This is a genomic window from Micromonospora sp. CB01531 (assembly GCF_001905095.1).
Classification (GTDB): Bacteria; Actinomycetota; Actinomycetes; order Mycobacteriales; family Micromonosporaceae; genus Micromonospora.
This window is the reverse complement of the sequence record NZ_LWLS01000001.1, coordinates 334,973-353,531: the sequence shown is the minus strand read 5'-3', so window position 1 is coordinate 353,531 and position 18,559 is coordinate 334,973. Positions and strand designations below refer to the sequence as shown.

The window sequence follows — 18,559 nt, the reverse complement described above, 5'->3', positions numbered from 1 at the left end:
CGGAGGTCGGCGACGCGGTCAGCGAGGGTTCTTGTCCCCGCCCTTGCCGAGCTTGTTGAAGTCGATCTTCGGGAGCTTGAAGCCCGGCGGCAGGCCCTGGCCACCGGCCAGATCCCCCGGGTCCAGGCCCGGCGGGAGCTGCGGCATGCCGCCCGGGAAGCCGCCCGGCAGGCCCGCGCCGGTACGGGGCCGACCGCCGCCCTTGGTGCCCTTGCGCTTGTTCTTCGGCGACTTGGTCGCCTTGCGCCGACCGCCTCCGGGCAGGCCCATCATGCCGCCCATCTGCTTCATCATCTTCTGCGCGTCGGCGAAGCGGTTGAGCAGCTGGTTGACATCCATCACGGTGACCCCGGAGCCGTTGGCGATGCGGGCGCGCCGGGAGCCGTTGATGATCTTCGGGTTGGTGCGCTCGCCCGGGGTCATCGACCGGATGATCGCGGTGACCCGGTCGAAGTGCTTGTCGTCCAGCTCGGCGAGCTGGTCCTTCATCTGCCCCATGCCCGGCATCATGGCCAGCACGTTGGCGATCGGCCCCATCCGCCGGACCGCGATGAGCTGATCGAGGAAGTCCTCCAGGGTGAAGGTCTCGCCGCCCATCAGCTTGGCGGTCATCTTCTCCTTCTGATCGGCGTCGAAGGCCGCCTCGGCCTGCTCGATCAGCGTGAGGACGTCGCCCATGCCGAGGATCCGGCTGGCCATCCGGTCGGGGTGGAAGACGTCGAAGTCCTCCAGCTTCTCGCCGGTGGAGGCGAAGAGGATCGGCTGCCCGGTGACCTCGCGGACGGAGAGCGCGGCACCACCGCGGGCGTCGCCGTCGAGCTTGGAGAGGACCACGCCGCTGATGCCGACGCCGTCGCGGAACGCCTCGGCGGTGCGGACCGCGTCCTGACCGACCATGGCGTCGATGACGAAGATGACCTCGTCGGGCTGGACCGCGTCGCGGATGTCGGCGGCCTGCTGCATCATCTCGGCGTCGATACCGAGCCGGCCGGCGGTGTCGACGATGACGATGTCCCGGGCGGCCCGCTTGGCGTGCTCGATCGAGTCGCGCGCCACCTGCACCGGGTCGCCGACGCCGTTGCCGGGCGCCGGGGCGTACACCTCGACGCCGGCCCGGCCACCGAGCACCTGGAGCTGCCCGACGGCGTTGGGGCGCTGGAGGTCGGCGGCGACCAGCAGTGGCTGGTGGCCCTGGGCCTTGAGCCAGCGGGCCAGCTTGCCGGCGAGGGTGGTCTTACCAGAACCCTGGAGACCGGCCAGCATGATCACGGTCGGCGGCTGCTTGGCGAACTGGAGCCGGCGCCCCTCGCCACCGAGGACGGCGATCAGCTCCTCGTTGACGATCTTGATGATCTGCTGGGCCGGGTTGAGCGCCTGGGAGACCTCGGCCCCCCGGGCCCGCTCCTTGACGTTCGCGATGAACCCCTTGACCACCGGCAGGGCGACGTCGGCCTCCAGCAGCGCCATGCGGATCTCGCGCGCGGTGGCGTCGATGTCGGCGTCGGTGAGCCGTCCCTTGCCGCGGAGCTTGGTGAAGATCCCGGACAGGCGGTCACTCAAGGTGTCAAACACACGAACATCCCGTTTGTCGTCTTCGGCGGGCACGATCAGCCAGCGCACACAAGGCCGGCTACCCGCAAGGGTAACGGTCCCACCTCCCCGATGCTTCCCGCCGGCACGGCCGTGCCCATCACGGGCACCGCACCCGCGGCGGTGTCACGACGCGGTGGGTCTCGCTCAGCGCTTGGGCTTGCGGACCAGCAGGTACACCTGCACGCGCGGAAACCGCTCTTCCTGCACGATCTGAAACAGCTTGCTCAGCGTCGCCGCCCGGTCCCGCGACATCTCCGACCACGGCTGCTGGCTGGCACTGCTACTCACCAGCCAGATCCGTTGGTGATCACCGAGACAGCTGAGGGTGACGTCGCACTCCTGCCCCGCGAAGCTGCCTCGCTCGGCGGGCGACCGGGTCAGGAAGATGTCCGCCGGAAGGCCACCGTCGCGCAGTTCGTAGGACATGGCCAACCGGGGCGGTCGGGCCCGCCCGGCGTAGACGATCGCGTCCCCCGGACGCACCTTGGGCGCCATCATCCGGGCGGCGGACCGGAAGTCGGGCTCCCACTCGACGACCGGCTCGCGGGCCTCCCGTTGCCCGGGAAGGGTCAGCAGGGTCAATCCGGGCAACGCCGCGACCGCCACCAGCAGCTGCGGCCATGACCGGCGAAAGATCAGCCGGGTCATGGCATGGAGGCCGCCTGCCGCCAGCAGCGCCCATGCCGGGAGGGTGAACAGGAAGTACCGGTAAAGGAAGAGGTGCAGCAGCGGAAACGTGACGAACGTGAACAGCGGCGGAAACAGTGCCCAGACGAGCAGGGCGACCATCGTTCCGCGGCGTCGGACGAACGGCAGCCCGAGGAGGCCGAGCAACCCGAGCGCGCAGACCGCTGCTGCCGACCGATACGAGCCGAACAGCCGCCTGGGCAGCTCGACGACCGTCGCCCCGTCCGCCTTGATCCAGTCTATGGAACCAGACTGGTCCGAGCCGGAGTGGATCAACGGCAGCGCCACGGCCGCGATCAGCGCCAGCGCCCCCAGGTACTTCCACAACCGCACATCCCGCTCGGACCGCTGATAGCGCAGCCAGAAGATGATCGCGTGCGCGGCGAGGACCAGCCCGGCTACGAGGTGGAACGCGCAGGCCAGCACCATGCTGAAGCTGTAGGCGAACCACCACGGCCACCGCGGTCGCTCCAGCGAGACCAGCAGCAGCGCGGTACCGAGGGTGACGGCGGCCACGGCCAGCGCGTACGGTCTGGCCTCCTGCGCGTACCGGCTGACGGACGGCACGAGCCCGAAGATGACGCCCGCGGTCAGCCCGGCGTACCAGTCGAACAGCCGCTGGCCGACCAGTGCCGTGCAGCCGGCCGCGCAGCTCATCGCCACGAGCGAGGGCAGCCGGAGCATGCTGGGGTCATCCCCCACCAGCGACACCCAGCCATGCATCAGCACGTAGTACAGCCCGAGCACCCGGTCCACGTGGTCGAGCAGTCTCGACAATTCCGTCCAGCCGAGGGTGGCGGCGTGCCAGGTGGCGTACTCGTCGTTCCACAACTGTCGATCAGCGATGCCCCGCGCGCCGATGGCGAGCGTGAGCGAGGCCGGCAGCAGGAAGATCAGCGCCTGTTGCCAGGACGGGTAGCGGACGGACCGCTCCGCGACAGTCGGCGCATTCTCCCTGGCCGGCGGAACGGGCCGCCTCACCCGGGGCATGATGACCGTGCCCGCGGTCGTCCTCGGCAGGACCTCGGTCACCGCGTCGGATCGGGGACGCGGGGAGGCGTTCTCGTTCGTCAGCATGCCGGATTCGCCACCGCCAGACCGGACTTGAACGCGGCGAGGTTCGCGGGGGTGTCGTCGAACCGCCAGTCGCCCTGCCGGACAACCTGATACCAGATGAAGCCGGCGACGCGAGGGTTGTCCCGCAGCCAGGGGCCGAAGCGCCTGAGCCAGCTCTCCTTCTCCGGCCCGGGCTGCACCCCCACCTCGGTCAGCAGGATTTTCTTCCAGGTCAGCGCGTACACCTGCTTCAACGTCGCCCGGTAGGTGGTCTCCGGCGTGGTCTCCCGCACCCCGTATCCGGTCACGCCGACGATGTCCACGTACTTCTCACCGGGCCAGAACTCCTTGATCGTGCGGCTGTCGGCGCCACGCAGAATGTTCGGCGACCACACCCACAGCGCGTTGGTGGCGCCCGCGGTCCGGAAGATGTCCACGACGTGCCGCCAGGCCGTGATGAACTCACCCCGGCGGTTCCCGTTGCGCGTCCCCCACGGATACCAGTGGCCGTTCATCTCGTGACCGAATCGGATGAGGATCGGCTTGCCGTAGGCGACCACCGCCCGGGCGATGGCCGCGTAACGCTCGTCCCATCGCCCGTCGATGGTGCTTGCCAGCGTCCACGCCGGCTGCGTACGCCCCGACGTGTTGTGCCACGGCTCCATCGCCAGCAACGGAGTTCCGGGCACCTCGGCGAGCCGCTCTGCCGAGATCCCCTTCTCCACCGAGGCGAACAGTTGCACCACCGCGGGCCGGCAGTTCAGCTTCAGCGCGACGTCAGCCAGCGCGGCATCCGCGGGGTCGTGCGTCGTAATGCCGAAGATGACCCGGTCGCCCAGCAACTGGTCCACGTCCGCCACCACGGGACCGTCTGCCTGCGGGGTGGAGCCGGCCGACGGGGCCTGCGAACCCGACGGATTCCGGGAGGTCTCCCGGTCCGTGTCGCCGCCGCACCCCGCGAGCGGAACCAGCGCCGCGAGCACCACCGTGGCCGCCAGCAGTCGCCTCCAGCGGGATGTCATGTCGCTCTCACCGCCTTCCCGTCACGGTGGGCGGCTGCATCAGCGCGTGTCGCGGGGAGGCCGGGCGCTCGGGCTGCTCGCCCCGGTCGTGCCCGGCTCGTTCCGCCGGGTACCGGCTGGTGCCATGGCCGTGCCGGTTCTGGTCGTCGCCGAGGTGCCTCGGCTGGTAGGACGGCCCCGGCTGCGCTGCCGGCCGCGAATGCGCCCGGGGAGACGCCGGTGGCTGCGGCCGCACCCGATCCTGGCGGTATCGCGCCACCGAGACGGCAGTCGGCGTCCAGGCCGCGGCGGCCGGCCCGGCGACCCGCGACGCGGACGCCGCGACCGGGACGTGACCCGGCGCGACCTGTACAGAAACCGATCCGACGGGTACGCGAGGCACCACTCGCGCAGTCGGGGCCGGTTGGGCGGGAGCGGGGGCCGGGGAGATCGGGATCGGGGGCGGGGTGGGCGGGAAGCTGGGCCGGATGCCGTACGAGGGGGTAAGCAGCGGCACCACCATGTACAGCTGCACGCCGGCGAGGAGTGCCGTCGTCCAGAGCGGACCGATGCCGTACTCCGGGAATCGGAGCGCGAGGCCAGTCCAGAGCAGCATCTGCACCGCGACGATCCAGGTGCGGATCAGCCGGGAGACCCGCTCCGGCGCACCCTTCTTCTTCGCCTTCGGCATCCGGCTGGCGGCACCGGTCGGCACCCACTCCTGCACCTTCGCGCGGAGCGCGTCGCAGATGGCGATGACGTGACAGGCGGAGTTGATGAGGCAGAGCCGGAAGATGGACGATCGCCAGCCGCGGGCCATCATCGGGAAGACGAGCAGGGTGGCCAGCACGGCGGGCACCATCGGCAGGTAGTTGCGCGGTAGGACCCGGTCCGGGAAGAACCAGAGCATGGTCAAGGTGGGGAACGGCCCGGTGATCAACAAGCCTGCCGACGCCATGTAGTACAGGAAGGCGGCCCAGAACGCGGTTCGCTGCTGCCAGTTGAACTTGGCGTCGCGGAAATGCTTCTCCGTCATCAGCAGCATCGACGAGCGGCACCACCGCTGCTGCTGGTTGGTGATCGCCGCCCAGGTGTCGGGCGCGACACCCTTGGCCAGCGCGAGCGGCAGGTACCGGGTCTCCCAGCCGCCGGTCCACAGCTTCACGCCGGAGTTCACGTCCTCGCCGAGGGGGACCCGGGCGAATCCGCCCACCGCCTCCACCGCCTCCCGCCGGTAGACCACGTTCGTGCCGGCACAGATGGCCGCCCGCCAGACGTCCCGGGCCGGCTGGATCCAGCGAAAGAAGATCTCCTGGAGACTGCCGGCGCCTCGCTGGACGTAGTTCATCCACGGTTCGACGTCGAAGTACTGGGCGGTCTGCACTATGCCGAGCCGCGGTTCGGCCTGCATATACGGCACGGTCTCGTACAGGAAGTCCGGGCGGGGCGCGAAGTCCGCGTCGAACACCGCACCGAAGCGGCCGATCGAGTACTCGAAGGCATTGATCATGTTGCCCGCCTTCTTCAACCAACCACGCTCACCCTCCTGCGGCGGGCAGCCGGGCACCGGATCCCTGCGCCGCATGTAGACGAAGCCGTGCTTGATGGCGAGTTGCTCGACCTCGGGTCGGCGGTCACCGTCGTCCAGCAGGTACCGCATGACCGGCGCGTGCCACTCGATCGCGGCGACCGCCCGGCAGGTGTTTTCCAGCACGGCCATGGGCTCGCCGCAGATCGGCACCCAGATGTCGATCGTGTCGGCCGGATCCGGGCGGTACTGCGACACGATCGCCTGGTGCTTCGGCAGGGTCAGCCGCGGACGGTGGCTGCGCAACCAGAAGTTCACCAGCACCGGCATGATCATGATGGGCAGGAAGAGCAAGGCGGGCGTGGTCCACGGCGCCTTGAGGGCTACCATGACGTAGCCGTACAGGATGCCGAGGGCGCTGACGAAGATCCACGCGAAGATCCACGGCTTCGGCTTCTGGAAGTAGCTGTACCTTTCCTGGTCCGTCGGTGGCTGCGGTAGGTACCGGACGCCCTCGGTGTCCTCCGTGGCGCGCGAGGATGAACCGTGCCGGTCACGCATGTGAGACGTTCCCTTCAGCGGCACGTGCCATGCCGACTGCTCAGAAGTTGGGCAACCGGCACATCCCCTTGCCATCCGCCCAGCGCACACAGAGGTGAACGCGAAAGGCTCACTTCGGATACGTCAGTTCGCCAGGGCGGCGCGGAACAGACCGTTTTGTGGTAATTCACCCCGGCGTTCGCCGGCTGGGCGTGCTGCCACCGCACCACCAGATGGCCAGGTCCTGGTAGGCCGTTCAGCCCAGCCGGAGGGTCACGACACGACCAGCCCCGACTGGTACGCGAAGACCACCAGCTGGGCCCGGTCCCGGGCGCCCAGCTTGACCATGGCCCGGCTCACGTGGGTACGCGCGGTCGCCGGGCTCACCACCAGCCGCTCGGCGATCTCGGCGTTGCTCAGCCCCTCGCCGACCAGCCCCACCACCTCCCGTTCCCGGTCGGTGAGGGTGTCCAGCCGCGGGTGCGGCCGGGGCACCCGGGCCGGCCGGGTGGCGAACTCCCGGACCACCCGCCGGGTCACCGACGGGGTCAGCAGCGCCTCGCCCTCGGCGACCAGCCGGATCGCCCGCAGCAGCTCGGCCGGGCGGGTGTCCTTGGTCAGGAAACCGCTCGCCCCGTGCCGGAGCGCGTCGAAGACGTACTCGTCCAGCTCGAAGGTGGTCAGGACAACCACCCGGGTGCCGGCCAGCCCGGGGTCGGCGACGATCCGCCGGGTCGCCTCGATGCCGTCCACGCCGGGCATCCGGACGTCCATCAGCACCACGTCGGGGCGCTCCCGGCGGGCCAGCTCGACGGCGGCCAGCCCGTCGGCGGCCTCCCCGACCACCGCGAGGTCGTCCTCGCTCTCCACCAGGGCACGCAGCCCGATCCGGACCAGATCCTGATCGTCCGCGAGCAACACCGAGATCATGTGGCCTCCTCCAGCGGCAGTGTCGCGTACACCCGGAAGCCGCCGGCGGAGGCGGGGCCGGCGGTGAACGACCCGCCCAACGCGGTGACCCGCTCCCGCATGCCGGCCAGGCCGTAGCCGGCGGTCCCGCCCGGCAGCGCGACGGCGCCCCGGCCGGTGTCGGTCACCTCCACGGTGACCTCGGTGGGCGCGTACCGGAGGCGGACGGTGGCGGTGGCCGGACCGGCGTGGCGCAGCACGTTGGTCAGCGCCTCCTGCACCACCCGGTACGCGGCCAGGTCCACCGCCACCGGCAACGCGCGGGGCTCCCCGTCGACCTCGACGGTCACCGGCACCCCGGCGCCGGCCAGCCGCTCGCGCAACTGCGGGAGCTGGGCCAGCCCGGGGGCCGGCGCCCGCTCGTCGACCGGCTCGTCGCGCCGCACGACGGTGAGGGTGACCCGCAACTCGTCCAGCGCCTCCTTGCTGGTGCGGCTGATCGCGGTCAACGCGGCCTCGGCCTGCTCCGGCCGCTTGGCCAGCAGGTGCAGCGCGATCTCCGCCTGCATGTGGATGGCGGCGAGGCCGTGCCCGACCACGTCGTGCACCTCCCGGGCCACCCGCAGCCGTTCGGCGTCGGCCAGCCGGCGGGCCTCGTCCACCCGGTTGCGGGCCGCGCTCTCCCGGCCCAGCCGCACGGTGGTCCCGACCGCGAACGGCACGACCACCCAGGCGGCGGCAGGCATCAGGCCGAGCAGGCCGAGTGACCGGACGCCCACGAAGACGTGGAGCAGCAGCACGGCCAGGGCAAGGCCGCAGGCCACCGCCGCGGCCCGCAACGGCCGGTACGCGGCCACCGTGTAGACCGCGACGAAGAACGAGAGCAGGATCGGCCCGTACGGGTAGCCGAGCACCAGGTACGCCGTGGCCGCCGCGGTGACCACGGCCAGGGTGGCCAGCGGCCAGCGCCGCCGAACGGCCAGGGCGATCGCGGCCACCACGACCAGCGGGTACGTCGCCCGGCCGGTGCCCACCCCCTGGTTGAGGCCCGCCGGCGCGGTGCCGAACAGGCCGATGACGAGCAGGGCCAGGGCGACCAGGGCGTCGAAGACGCCGTCGCCCCAGCCGCTCCGGTTCCGGTCCACGCCGTCCCTCCCCGCCGACCTCAGCCGATGTCCCGCCGGCGCAGCAGCGCCCCGCCGATCAGGGCGAAGGCGACCAGGTACGCCGCGACCACGAGGGCCGCCTGCCCGCCCCCGACCGTCGCCCCGACGCCAGGGGTGTCGCCGGGCGAGCCCAGCGCCGCGGCCAGGGACCCGGCGTTCGGGCCGGGCAGCCCCTTCTGCACCTGCGCCACCCAGTCGAGCAGCGGCGCGGCGATCGCGGCGAGCAGGTTCTGCACGGCGAGCATCCACACCAGCCCCAGCCCGACCGGGAGCGCCACCGCCCGCAGGGCGACGGCGAGCACGGCACCGAGCATGGCCCACATCGTCGCGATCAGCCACCCCGCGCCGATCCCGGTGAGCAGGTCGCCGACCGACGGCCAGTGCACCGGCTGCCCCTCGGCGAGCGCAATGAGCACGCTGGCCACCGCCCCGACCGCGAACACGGCGAGCACCACGGCCAGCGCGGCGGCGGCGAGGGCGAGCAGTTTGCCGGCGTACACCTCCAGCCGGGACGGCCCCTGGGAGAGCACCGTCTTCCAGGTGCCCCAGCCGTACTCGCCGCCGACGGTGAGCACCCCGAGGATCAGCACGATCGAGCCGAGGAAGACCGGCAGGCCGCCGAGCGAGTTGCCGACCAACTGGTCGGGCAGCAGCATGGGCAGGGTCCGGTCGGTGTTCGGCCCGGTCGTCCCGCCGGCGATGCTGGCGTACGGGAAGACGTAGGTGAAGATCAGCGCGAGGACCAGTGTGATGGCCAGCAGCAGCCAGGTCGCCGGGCGTCGGACCAGCTTGATCAGCTCGGCGCGGAAGCTACGCGACATCGGCCGTTCCCTTCTCGATGAGGTCGAAGAAGACCTGCTCCAGGTCCCGTTCGCGGGGGCGCAGCTCGCGCACGGCGAGCCCGGCGCCGACCAGCTCGGTGTTGAGCCAGGCGGCCCGCTCCGGCTCGACGGCGAGCTCCAGCGCACCGTCGACCACCCGCACCCGCTCGGCGCCGACGAGCGTCCGGACCCGTGCCGCCGCCTCGTCGAGCGGGTCGGCGAGCACCCGCAGCCCGGCCGTGCCGCGCAGCTCGGCGACGCTCCCCTCGGCGATCAGCCGCCCCCGGGAGATCACCCCGACCCGGTCGCAGACCTGCTCGACCTCGCCGAGCAGGTGGCTGGAGACCAGGACGGTGCAGCCGCCCGCGCCGAGCCGGCGGATCAGCGTGCGCATGTCCGCCATGCCGGCCGGGTCGAGGCCGTTGGTCGGCTCGTCGAGGATCAGCAGGCGCGGGTCCTTGAGCAGGGCGGCGGCGACGCCGAGCCGCTGCTTCATGCCCAACGAGTAGCCGGCGTACCGGTCGCCGGCCCGGTCGGTGAGGTCGACCAGGTCGAGCACGAGCGCCACCCGGTCGGCGCCGACCCCGGCGTAGCGGGCGAGCACCGTCAGGTTGTCCCGCCCGGAGAGGTACGGATAGAAGGCGGGCCCCTCGATCAGCGCCCCGACCCCGGTGAGCCGGCCGGCGCCGGGGGGACGGCCGAGCAGCCGTACCGTGCCGGCGGTGGGGCGGACCAGCCCGAGCAGCATGCGCAGGGTGGTGGTCTTGCCGGCGCCGTTGGGGCCGAGGAAGCCGTACACCTCGCCGGGACGCACGGTCAGGTGGAGGTCGTCGACGGCGGTCAGCGCGCCGTACCGTTTGGTGAGCCCTTCGGTGTGCACTGGCAGGTTCATGCCCCGAGACTGCCGCTTCCCGGGTCGGGCGGCGTCGCCCCGCGAGCGGCACCTCGCCTACGCCCCGGGACGTAGGCGGCGACTACACGGCGGCGAGGACGGCGGCCTCGACGCGGTCCCGGTCGGCGTCGGAGGGCCAGCCGCCGACCAGGTAGAACACGTCCACCACGTCGGCGCCGAGGGTGGAGATCCGGGCCGCCCGGACCTGGGCGCCGGCCTCGTCGAGGGCGCAGCTGACCCAGTAGAGCAGTCCGGCCGCGTCGGCGGCGCGCAGCTCCAGCAGCACCGCGTCGGTGGCCGCCTCGCGGTGCCAGACCACCCGGGGCGCGGCGGCACCCTGGCTGCGGGCGGCCAGGGCTCGGCCGCGCAGCCGCTGGGTGACCGAGACGTCGCCGGCAACCGCGCGGCGCAGATCGGCGGTGAGCGCGATCGGGTCGGGCGCCAGGCCGTAGCGGGGCTGCACCCGGCACTCGACCAGGGCCCGGCCGTCGACCGTGGAGGCGTCCGCGGAGATCACCTCCAGCCGGTGCAGGGCCAGGCAGCCGGCCACCGTGGCGAGCAGGCCGCGTCGGTCCGCCGCAGCCACGGACACCCGGTCCTCCGCCACGTGTACGACCGGCAGCGGTCCCGAGACCAGCGCCGGATCCGGGGCGGGCGGCGCCGGCACCACGCCGGTGTCCAGGGCGGTACGCACCCGGGCGACCAACTCGGCGACGAGCCGCCCCTTCCAGTCCGACCAGGCGGCCGGCCCGGTGGCGGCGGCGTCGGCCCGGACCAGGGCGTGCAGCAGCTCCAGGGTCGTGGTGTCGCCGACCTGCTCGGCGACCCCGGCGACGGTCTTCGCGTCGGACAGGTCGCGCCGGGTCGCCACGTCGGGCAGCAGCAGATGCAGCCGGACCAGTTCGCCGATCAACGCGGCCTCGGCCGCGGGCAGCCCGATCCGGGCGGCCACCGCCTCGGCAAGCGGCGCCCCGACGATACTGTGGTCCACGAAGGCGCCGTCCGGCTCATGCCTGCCGGCCCGCCCGGCGGCACCGTCGCCGGGCAGTCCCTTGCCGATGTCGTGCAGGAGCGCGCCGAGCAGCAGCAGGTCGGGGCGGTCCACCTCGCGGGTGTGCCGGCTCGCCTCGTACGCGGTCTGCACCAGGTGCCGGTCGAGGGTGAACCGGTGCACCGGGTTGTGCTGGGGCAGGCTGCGCAGCCGGATCCACTCGGGCAGCCAGCGGTCGACCAGGCCGTACCGGTCGCAGGTCTCCCAGGCGGGCACCAGGCCGGGACCGGCCCCGAGGAGGGTGATCAGCGCGGCCAGGGCGGCCGGCGGCCAGGGCGCGGGCAGCGGCGGGCAGTACGCGGCAAGCCACTCGCAGGTGGCCCGGGCGATCGGGAGCCGGGTGATGGCCGCGGCGGCGGCGACCCGCAGAGACAGGCTAGGGTCGGGCCGGGCGCCGATGGCGGTGCGGGCCAGCACCAGCTCGCCGTCGTGTTCGACGACGTCCCGGGCGACGGGGCGGCGGACCGGCCGGCCGTCGGTGCCCCGGCGGCGCCCGGAGCGGAGCCGGTCGGCGGCCCGCCAGGCGTCGTCGAGGGCGTGGCTGACGGTCCGCGCGTCCCCGGCGACCCGGCGCAGCAACGCGTCACCGTCGTCCACCACGCCCCCGGCGGCGCCGGACGCGTCGAGCTGGAGTTGCCGCAGCCCGAGCAGCCCGGCGACGCCGTCGCGTTCCTGGGCGACGAGCCGGTCGACCCGGCGGCCGACCTGCTGGTGCAGGGCGTCGCGGGTGTCGAGGAGCCGCCGGTGGGCGGCGTGCACGGCGGGGCGCAGCGCGTCGGTCACGCCGGCGGTGGCGATGGCCCGCAGGAGGCCGACGTCGCGCAGCCCGCCGGCGGCCTCCTTCAGGTCGCCTTCGAGGAGGAAGGCCAGCTCGCCGTGGGTCTCCCAGCGGGCGGCAGTGATCTCCCGCAGCCGCGGAAGCTGCCGGACGGCGGTGCGCCGCCAGTGGTCGGCGGCGGTGTGGACGAGCTGGTCGGCGAGGGCCGCATCGCCGGCCACGTGGCGGGCGTCGAGCAGGCCGAGGGCGACCTTGACGTCGTCCTGGGCGACGGAGAGCGCCTCGGCGACGGTCCGGACGGAGTGGTCGAGGCGCAGCCCGGCGTCCCAGATCGGATACCAGAGCGAGGCGGCCAGCTCGTCGATGCCGGGCACCCCGGCGTGCAGCAGCACCAGGTCGACGTCCCCGTACGGCGCGCACTGCCGCCGGCCCAGCCCGCCGACCGCGACCAGCGCGATCCCCGCCCGGCGCGGAAACACCGACCGCAACCACCGGTCGATCGCCTCCGCCCGCTGCGCCCGCGCCTGGGCCCCGATCCCCCCGGGTACGCCGACGACCTCGTTGACCAAGGGGTTCGCGTCGCCGTTCCCGGGGTGTCCCGAGGCGTTCTCCTTGATCAACGAGGTCATCGAGGCATCCTCAGAGGGCGTCCAGGCCGCGCTCGCCCGTGCGGACCCGGACGACCTCCTCGACGCCGGTCACCCAGACCTTGCCGTCGCCGATCTTGCCGGTACGGGCGGCGCCCACGATGGCGTCGACGATCTTGTCGACCTCCATCTCGTCGGTGAGCACCTCCACCCGGATCTTGGGCAGGAACTCGACCGTGTACTCGGCACCCCGGTAGACCTCGGTGTGCCCCTTCTGCCGGCCGTAGCCCTGGACCTCGCTGACGGTCAGGCCGGCCACGCCGAGGGCGTGCAGGGCCTCCTTCACCGCGTCCAGCTGGTACGGCTTGATGACCGCGGTCACCAGCTTCATGTCCATCCCCTCCATCACAGGAACGTTAACCGGCGACCTTCTCGCTGACCGGCGCGGCGGGCTCGTCCGCCTCGTCGGTGTGCCCCGGGCCCGGCTTGGCGGCGCCGATCCCGGCCATCGCGAACGCGCCACCAGCGCTGCCGCCCGTGGTCGCCGACAGGTCGTACGCGCTCTCCGCGTGCTCGGCGACGTCGATGCCCTCGACCTCCGCCTCGGCGGACACCCGGAACCCGATCGTCTTGTCGATCACGAAGCCCAGGGCGTAGGCGACCACGAAGGAGTAGACCGTCACGATCAACGCGCCCAGCGCCTGCTTGCCGAGCAGGGTGGCGTTGCCCCCGACCAGCAGGCCGTCGCTGGCCACCAGCGAGCTCACCGAGGCCGTGCCGAACAGACCGATCCACAGGCAGCCGATCCACCCGCCGACGAAGTGCACGCCGACCACGTCGAGGGAGTCGTCGTAGCCGAGCCGGTATTTCAGGCCCACCGCGAGGGCGCAGACCGCACCGGCAACGAGGCCCAGCAGCACCGCCGCGGCCGGGGTGATGAACGCGCACGCCGGGGTGATCGCGACCAGCCCGGCCACCGCGCCGGAGGAGGCTCCGACCAGGGTCGGCTTGCCGTCGCGTACCCACTCCACCACGAGCCAGCCGAGCAGCGCGGCGGCGGTGGCCACCTGGGTGTTGATGAAGGCCAGCGCGGTGACCCCGTCGGCGGTCAGCTCGGAGCCGGCGTTGAAGCCGAACCAGCCGAACCAGAGCAGCCCGGCGCCGAGCGCGACCAGCGGGACGTTGTGCGGCTTGGCGCTCTCCCGGGGCCAGCCGACCCGCTTGCCGAGGACCAGCACCAGCGCGAGCGCCGCGGCGCCGGCGTTGATGTGCACGGCCGTGCCGCCCGCGAAGTCGAGGGCGCCGATGTCGCCGCCGATCAGGCCACCGCCCCACACCATGTGCGCGACCGGGAAGTAGACCAGGGTGGCCCAGCCGAAGGCGAACACCAGCCAGCCGGCGAACTTCGTCCGGTCGGAGAGCGCGCCGCTGATCAGGGCGACGGTGATGACGGCGAACATCATCTGGAAGGCGATGAAGACGTAGAGCGGGATGCCGGTCTCGCCCCACAGGTCGCTCTCGCCGACGAACGTCTTGGTGCCCAGGTACTGCCCCAGGTCGCCGATGAACTTGCCGCCCTCACCGAAGGCGACGGTGAAGCCGTAGAAAAGCCACAGGATGCTGATGAGCCCGATGGACGAGAAGCTCATCATCATCATGTTGAGTACGCCCTTAGACCGGTTCAGGCCGCCGTAGAACAGCGCGAGACCCGGCGTCATGAGCAGCACGAGCGCAGACGACAGGAGCAACCAGGCGGTGTTGCCGGTGTCGATCTCCACGCTGCCTCCTCTCGGTGTGGATGTCCTCCTTCCGACTGAGTCCTGGCAGCGTCGCCCGTCAGCCGGCTGCGCGGAAGCTTGCTCGGCGGCTGTTTCCTGCACCGACACCGCTCGATTTCCGGCGGGTGACGGGTTGTTTCCGGCGTGTGAAGAACGCCGATCATGGCCGGGGAATCGGAAAGAGTGGCCGTTCCGGGGAGGAAGCGGCCACTCTTTTCCGAGGGATGGGAGGTCAGCGCAGGGCGTACTCCAGGGCGTGCCGCTCGTAGTCGAGCAGCCGCAGGTCACGCATGGGGCGCCGGAGGTGGCCCTTGTGCACGATCCGGACGAAGGCCGGGTCGCCCGCCGCGGCCATCCGCCGGATGCCCTCGACGTGGTCGACGACCCGCTTGCGGATGGTGCGGACCAGCCGGTGCCGGTCGCGCGGGATCAGCCCGTACGCGTCGGCGAACAGCCGCAGCCGGCGGGGCCGGTCCGGGTGCTTCCAGCCCAGGGTGATCGAGTCCCGGTCGGAGAAGATCGGCACCCAGGTCCAGGCCGCGTACGCCACGTCGTAGATCCGCGCGCCGGGCGAGGCCAGGTCGAAGTCGATCAACCCGAGCGTGCCGTCCGGCCGCCAGATCACGTTGTGCGGGGCGGCGTCGTGGTGGCAGATCACCTCGGTGTCCGGCGGGGGCGGGCCGAACGAACGCCAGACCGCCTCCGGCGGCGGGTTGAAGCCGTACTGGGCGTCGTGGAACATCCGCAACATGGTCGCCACGGTCACCAGGGCCTCGTCGGTGACCCAGTGCGGGGCCAGCGGATACTCCCCGCACTCCCCCTCCAGATACGACAGGACCTCCCGGTTCCGCTCGTCCATGCCGAGGGCGCGCGGGGCGCCGGTGAAGCCGACGTACTCCAGGTGCCGCAGCAGGGCGTGCACCGAGGGGGTCCACGGGCCGGCGTTGCGCCGGACCGTGTCGCCCACCCGGACCACGGTGCTCACGTTCCCGCCGTGCAGCGGGATCTCCTGTGAAGTCACGTACGGTCTCCCGAGGCGCGGCGACGGGTGGCTGGGGTCGCGCCACCCGGCGTAGGCGCGATCGTCGGTCATCACGTCGAGGCTACGCGTCCCGGGCGAGCGGCTCGGTCCCGAGCAGCGCGTCGACGAACTGCACGGGGTCGAACGGGGCCAGGTCGTCCGGGCCCTCGCCGAGGCCGACCAGCTTGACCGGGATGCCGAGCTTGCGCTGTACGGCGATCACGATGCCGCCCTTGGCGGTCCCGTCGAGCTTGGTCAGCACCACGCCGGTGACGTTCACCACCTCGGTGAAGACCCGGGCCTGCTCCAGGCCGTTCTGGCCGGTGGTGGCGTCGAGCACCAGCAGGGTCTCGTCGATCGGGCCGTGCTTCTCCACCACCCGCTTGACCTTGCCCAGCTCGTCCATCAGGCCGATCTTGTTCTGCAGGCGGCCGGCGGTGTCGATCAGCACGGTGTCGACCTGGGTGTCGATGCCCCGCTTGACCGCGTCGAAGGCGACGCTGGCCGGGTCGGCGGCCTCGGGCCCGCGGACGGTCTCCGCGCCGACCCGGCTGCCCCAGGTCTCCAGCTGGTCGGCGGCGGCGGCCCGGAAGGTGTCGGCCGCGCCGAGCAGCACGGTGTGCCCGTCGGCGATCAGCACCCGGGCGATCTTGCCGCAGGTGGTGGTCTTGCCGGCGCCGTTGACCCCGACCACCAGGAGCACCCCGGGCAGGCCCACCTTGGGGTCGGCGTTCAGCGACCGGTCCAGCGTCGGGTCGAGGGCGGTGACCAGCTCGGTGGCGAGCAGGTCGCGCAGCTCCCCGGTGGACCGCGTGCCGAGCACCCGGGTCCGCTCCCGGAGCCGGTCGACGATCTCCCGGGTGGCGTCGACGCCGACGTCGGCGGTGATCAGGCTGTCCTCGATCTCCTCCCAGGCGTCCTCGTCCAGGCGCTCGCGGCTGAGCAGGCCGAGCAGGCCCCGGCCGAAGACGTTCTGCGAGCGGGACAGCCGGGAGCGCAGCCGGACCAGCCGGCCGGCGGTGGGCTCGGGCACCTCGAGCGGCACCTCGACCACCGGCGGCACCTCGACCACCGGCGGCGGCTCGACCAGGACCCCGGTGGACACCTCCGCCTCGGGCGCCTGGACCGGTGGGCCGGCCAGGTCCTCCTCAGCCCGGGTCTCGACCTCCGTCCTCGGCAGCGGCGGCTCGGGGCGCCGGCGCAGCCGGGGCACCACGAGGCTGAGGCCGCCGATGATCAGCACGCCGAGCAGGGCGATGATGACGAGGAGGTATTCCTTCATGCCCGAAATCCTGTCAGATGCCGGCGGCGGCGTCCCACTCACCGCCTCCGCACGCGGTCGAGCTGCGGGTACGCTCGCCGCAGCCAGGCGTGCCGAACCCGCCGGCCGGGTAGAACAGGTGAGCGTTTTTCCCCTCGGAGGTGCCCGTGCCCAGCTCCCGCCTGCTCATCGGTCCGCTGCTGCGGCGGGTCGTCGGCACACGGGCGACGGTCTGGGTGGAGACCAGCGCGCCCGCGGTGGTCACGGTCCGCACGGCCGGCGGCGCCACGGGCAGCGCGCCGACCTTCTCGGCGTACGACCACCACTACGCGATCGTGGTGGTGGCGGGGCTGGCCCCGGACAGCGCCACGACCTACGAGGTGCTGATCGACGACGAGGTCGCCTGGCCGGTCCCGGAGAGCGGCTTTCCGCCCAGCGTGATCCGTACCCGGGCCGCTGACGACCGGGACCAGCCGGTGAGCCTGATCTTCGGCTCGTGCCGGGAGACCACCCAGCACGCGACCGCCCGGAAGCTGCCCCCGGACGCGCTGGACGCGTACGCCCGGCGGTTGATGGCGGACCCGGACCCGGCCGCGCGGCCCGACCTGCTGGTGCTCCTCGGCGATCAGGTCTACGCCGACGTCACCTCGCCGACCGTGCGCCGGCTGCTCAGGCGCCGCCGGCGCCGGCCGAAGGGCGCCCCGGCGACCCAGGTGGTGAGCTTCGACGAGTACACCAAGCTCTACCTGGAGTCCTGGCGCGACCCGGAGATCCGCTGGCTGCTCTCCACCGTGCCCAGCGTGATGATCTTCGACGACCACGAGGTGATCGACGACTGGAACACCTCGGCCTGGTGGCGGGCGGACATGCGCGAGCAGCCCTGGTGGGCGGAGCGGATCCGCAGCGGGCTCGCCTCCTACTGGGTCTACCAGCACCTGGGCAACCTGTCCCCGGACGAGATCGCCGCCGACCCGGTGTACGCCAAGGTCACCGCCGCGGAGGACGCCACCGGGGTGCTGCACGAGTTCGGCGACCGGGTCGACAAGGAGGCCGACCTCGCGCACGACACCGAGCGCTGGCGGGCCGTGCAGTACCAGTGGAGCTACGCGCTGGACCTGGGGCGGACCCGGCTGGTCATGCTGGACAACCGCTCCAGCCGGGTGCTGGAGTCGGGCAACCGGGCGATGCTGCCGCCGGGCGAGTGGTCCTGGTTCCTCGACCGGGCGCACGGCGTCTACGACCACCTCGTCGTCGGCGCCTCGCTGCCCTGGCTGCTGCCGCCGGGCATCCATCACGTCGAGACGTGGAACGAGCGGCTCGCCGACTCCCGGCGGCCCTGGGTGGCGTCGCTCTCCGAGCGGCTCCGGCGGGCCTGCGACCTGGAGCACTGGGGGGCGTTCCGGCGTTCCTTCGACGCCCTCGCCGAGCTGTTCGCCCGGCTGGGCAGCGGGACCCCCGCCGGGCCGGGGGCGCGGGTCGGCGCCGGGCCGGCGTACGCGCCACCGGCCTCGATCAGCGTGCTCTCCGGGGACGTGCACCACTCGTACGTGGCCCGGGCCCGGTTCGCCGACCGGAGCGTCCGCACCCCGGTGCACCAGCTCACCTGTTCCCCGATCCACAATCAGGTGCCGGCGGGGATGCGCCCGCTGATGCGGCTCGGCTGGCACCCCGGGCCGGCCGGGGCCGCCCGCGCGCTGGCCCGCTCGGCCGGGGTGCCCCGGTCGGGTGTGCGGTGGAAGAAGCTGGCCGGGCCGTACTTCGGCAACGCGGTGGCCACGCTGACCCACCGGGGCCGGTCGGCCGAGGTGGTGATCGAGGGCACCACCAGCGACGGCCACCTCCGTACGGTGGCTCGGCAGCAGCTTAGCGACCGGGCGTGAGTACGCTTCC

General features: G+C 72.5%; 15 protein-coding genes. 1 reads left to right on the top strand and 14 read right to left on the bottom strand.

Annotated features, from left to right (window positions below):
• Positions 1 to 18: 18 nt before the first annotated feature.
• The 14 genes from ffh to A6A27_RS44065 all read right to left on the bottom strand — a co-directional run bounded on the left by ffh (position 19) and on the right by A6A27_RS44065 (position 16,859).
• Positions 19 to 1,572 carry a signal recognition particle protein gene (gene ffh, locus A6A27_RS01645; RefSeq protein ID WP_073832708.1) on the bottom strand — a complete coding sequence of 518 codons (1,554 nt, stop codon included), beginning with the start codon at positions 1,570 to 1,572 and terminating at the stop codon, positions 19 to 21.
• Between the two features lie 165 nt (positions 1,573 to 1,737).
• On the bottom strand, positions 1,738 to 3,357 hold the full coding sequence (locus A6A27_RS01640; protein ID WP_073832522.1) for a glycosyltransferase family 39 protein: 1,620 nt from the start codon (positions 3,355 to 3,357) through the stop codon (positions 1,738 to 1,740).
• Entirely contained in the window at positions 3,351 to 4,358 is a 1,008-nt protein-coding gene (locus A6A27_RS01635) for a glycoside hydrolase family 26 protein (protein WP_073832521.1), read from the bottom strand. Before A6A27_RS01635 ends, A6A27_RS01640 begins: the two co-directional genes overlap by 7 nt.
• A gap of 7 nt (positions 4,359 to 4,365) precedes the next feature.
• Positions 4,366 to 6,426, bottom strand: coding sequence for a glycosyltransferase family 2 protein (locus A6A27_RS01630; protein ID WP_073832520.1), 2,061 nt, complete (start codon positions 6,424 to 6,426; stop codon positions 4,366 to 4,368).
• A gap of 252 nt (positions 6,427 to 6,678) precedes the next feature.
• Entirely contained in the window at positions 6,679 to 7,335 is a 657-nt protein-coding gene (locus A6A27_RS01625) for a response regulator transcription factor (protein WP_073832519.1), read from the bottom strand.
• Entirely contained in the window at positions 7,332 to 8,459 is a 1,128-nt protein-coding gene (locus A6A27_RS01620; RefSeq protein WP_073832518.1) for a sensor histidine kinase, read from the bottom strand. Before A6A27_RS01620 ends, A6A27_RS01625 begins: the two co-directional genes overlap by 4 nt.
• A gap of 20 nt (positions 8,460 to 8,479) precedes the next feature.
• Entirely contained in the window at positions 8,480 to 9,301 is an 822-nt protein-coding gene (locus A6A27_RS01615; protein WP_073832517.1) for an ABC transporter permease subunit, read from the bottom strand.
• Entirely contained in the window at positions 9,291 to 10,193 is a 903-nt protein-coding gene (locus A6A27_RS01610) for an ABC transporter ATP-binding protein (RefSeq protein ID WP_073832516.1), read from the bottom strand. Before A6A27_RS01610 ends, A6A27_RS01615 begins: the two co-directional genes overlap by 11 nt.
• A gap of 82 nt (positions 10,194 to 10,275) precedes the next feature.
• Complete coding sequence (locus A6A27_RS01605; RefSeq protein ID WP_073832515.1) at positions 10,276 to 12,651, bottom strand: [protein-PII] uridylyltransferase; 2,376 nt, start codon at positions 12,649 to 12,651, stop codon at positions 10,276 to 10,278.
• Between the two features lie 10 nt (positions 12,652 to 12,661).
• Entirely contained in the window at positions 12,662 to 13,000 is a 339-nt protein-coding gene (locus A6A27_RS01600; protein ID WP_198940156.1) for a P-II family nitrogen regulator, read from the bottom strand.
• Between the two features lie 25 nt (positions 13,001 to 13,025).
• Positions 13,026 to 14,327, bottom strand: a complete 1,302-nt coding sequence (locus A6A27_RS01595; protein WP_241825035.1) for an ammonium transporter — start codon at positions 14,325 to 14,327, stop codon at positions 13,026 to 13,028.
• 292 nt (positions 14,328 to 14,619) lie between these two features.
• Positions 14,620 to 15,480 (bottom strand): phosphotransferase, encoded by an 861-nt coding sequence (locus A6A27_RS01590; RefSeq protein WP_073832512.1) that lies wholly within the window; start codon positions 15,478 to 15,480, stop codon positions 14,620 to 14,622.
• A gap of 10 nt (positions 15,481 to 15,490) precedes the next feature.
• Positions 15,491 to 16,690 (bottom strand): signal recognition particle-docking protein FtsY, encoded by a 1,200-nt coding sequence (gene ftsY, locus A6A27_RS01585; RefSeq protein ID WP_073832511.1) that lies wholly within the window; start codon positions 16,688 to 16,690, stop codon positions 15,491 to 15,493.
• A 13-nt stretch (positions 16,691 to 16,703) separates the two neighbouring features.
• Positions 16,704 to 16,859: a hypothetical protein gene (locus A6A27_RS44065; protein ID WP_158073928.1), complete on the bottom strand. Its 156-nt coding sequence runs from the start codon at positions 16,857 to 16,859 to the stop codon at positions 16,704 to 16,706.
• Here A6A27_RS44065 and A6A27_RS01580 point away from each other — a divergent pair.
• Positions 16,837 to 18,549, top strand: a complete 1,713-nt coding sequence (locus A6A27_RS01580; RefSeq protein ID WP_073832510.1) for an alkaline phosphatase D family protein — start codon at positions 16,837 to 16,839, stop codon at positions 18,547 to 18,549. The genes A6A27_RS44065 and A6A27_RS01580 overlap by 23 nt on opposite strands.
• Positions 18,550 to 18,559 lie beyond the last annotated feature (10 nt).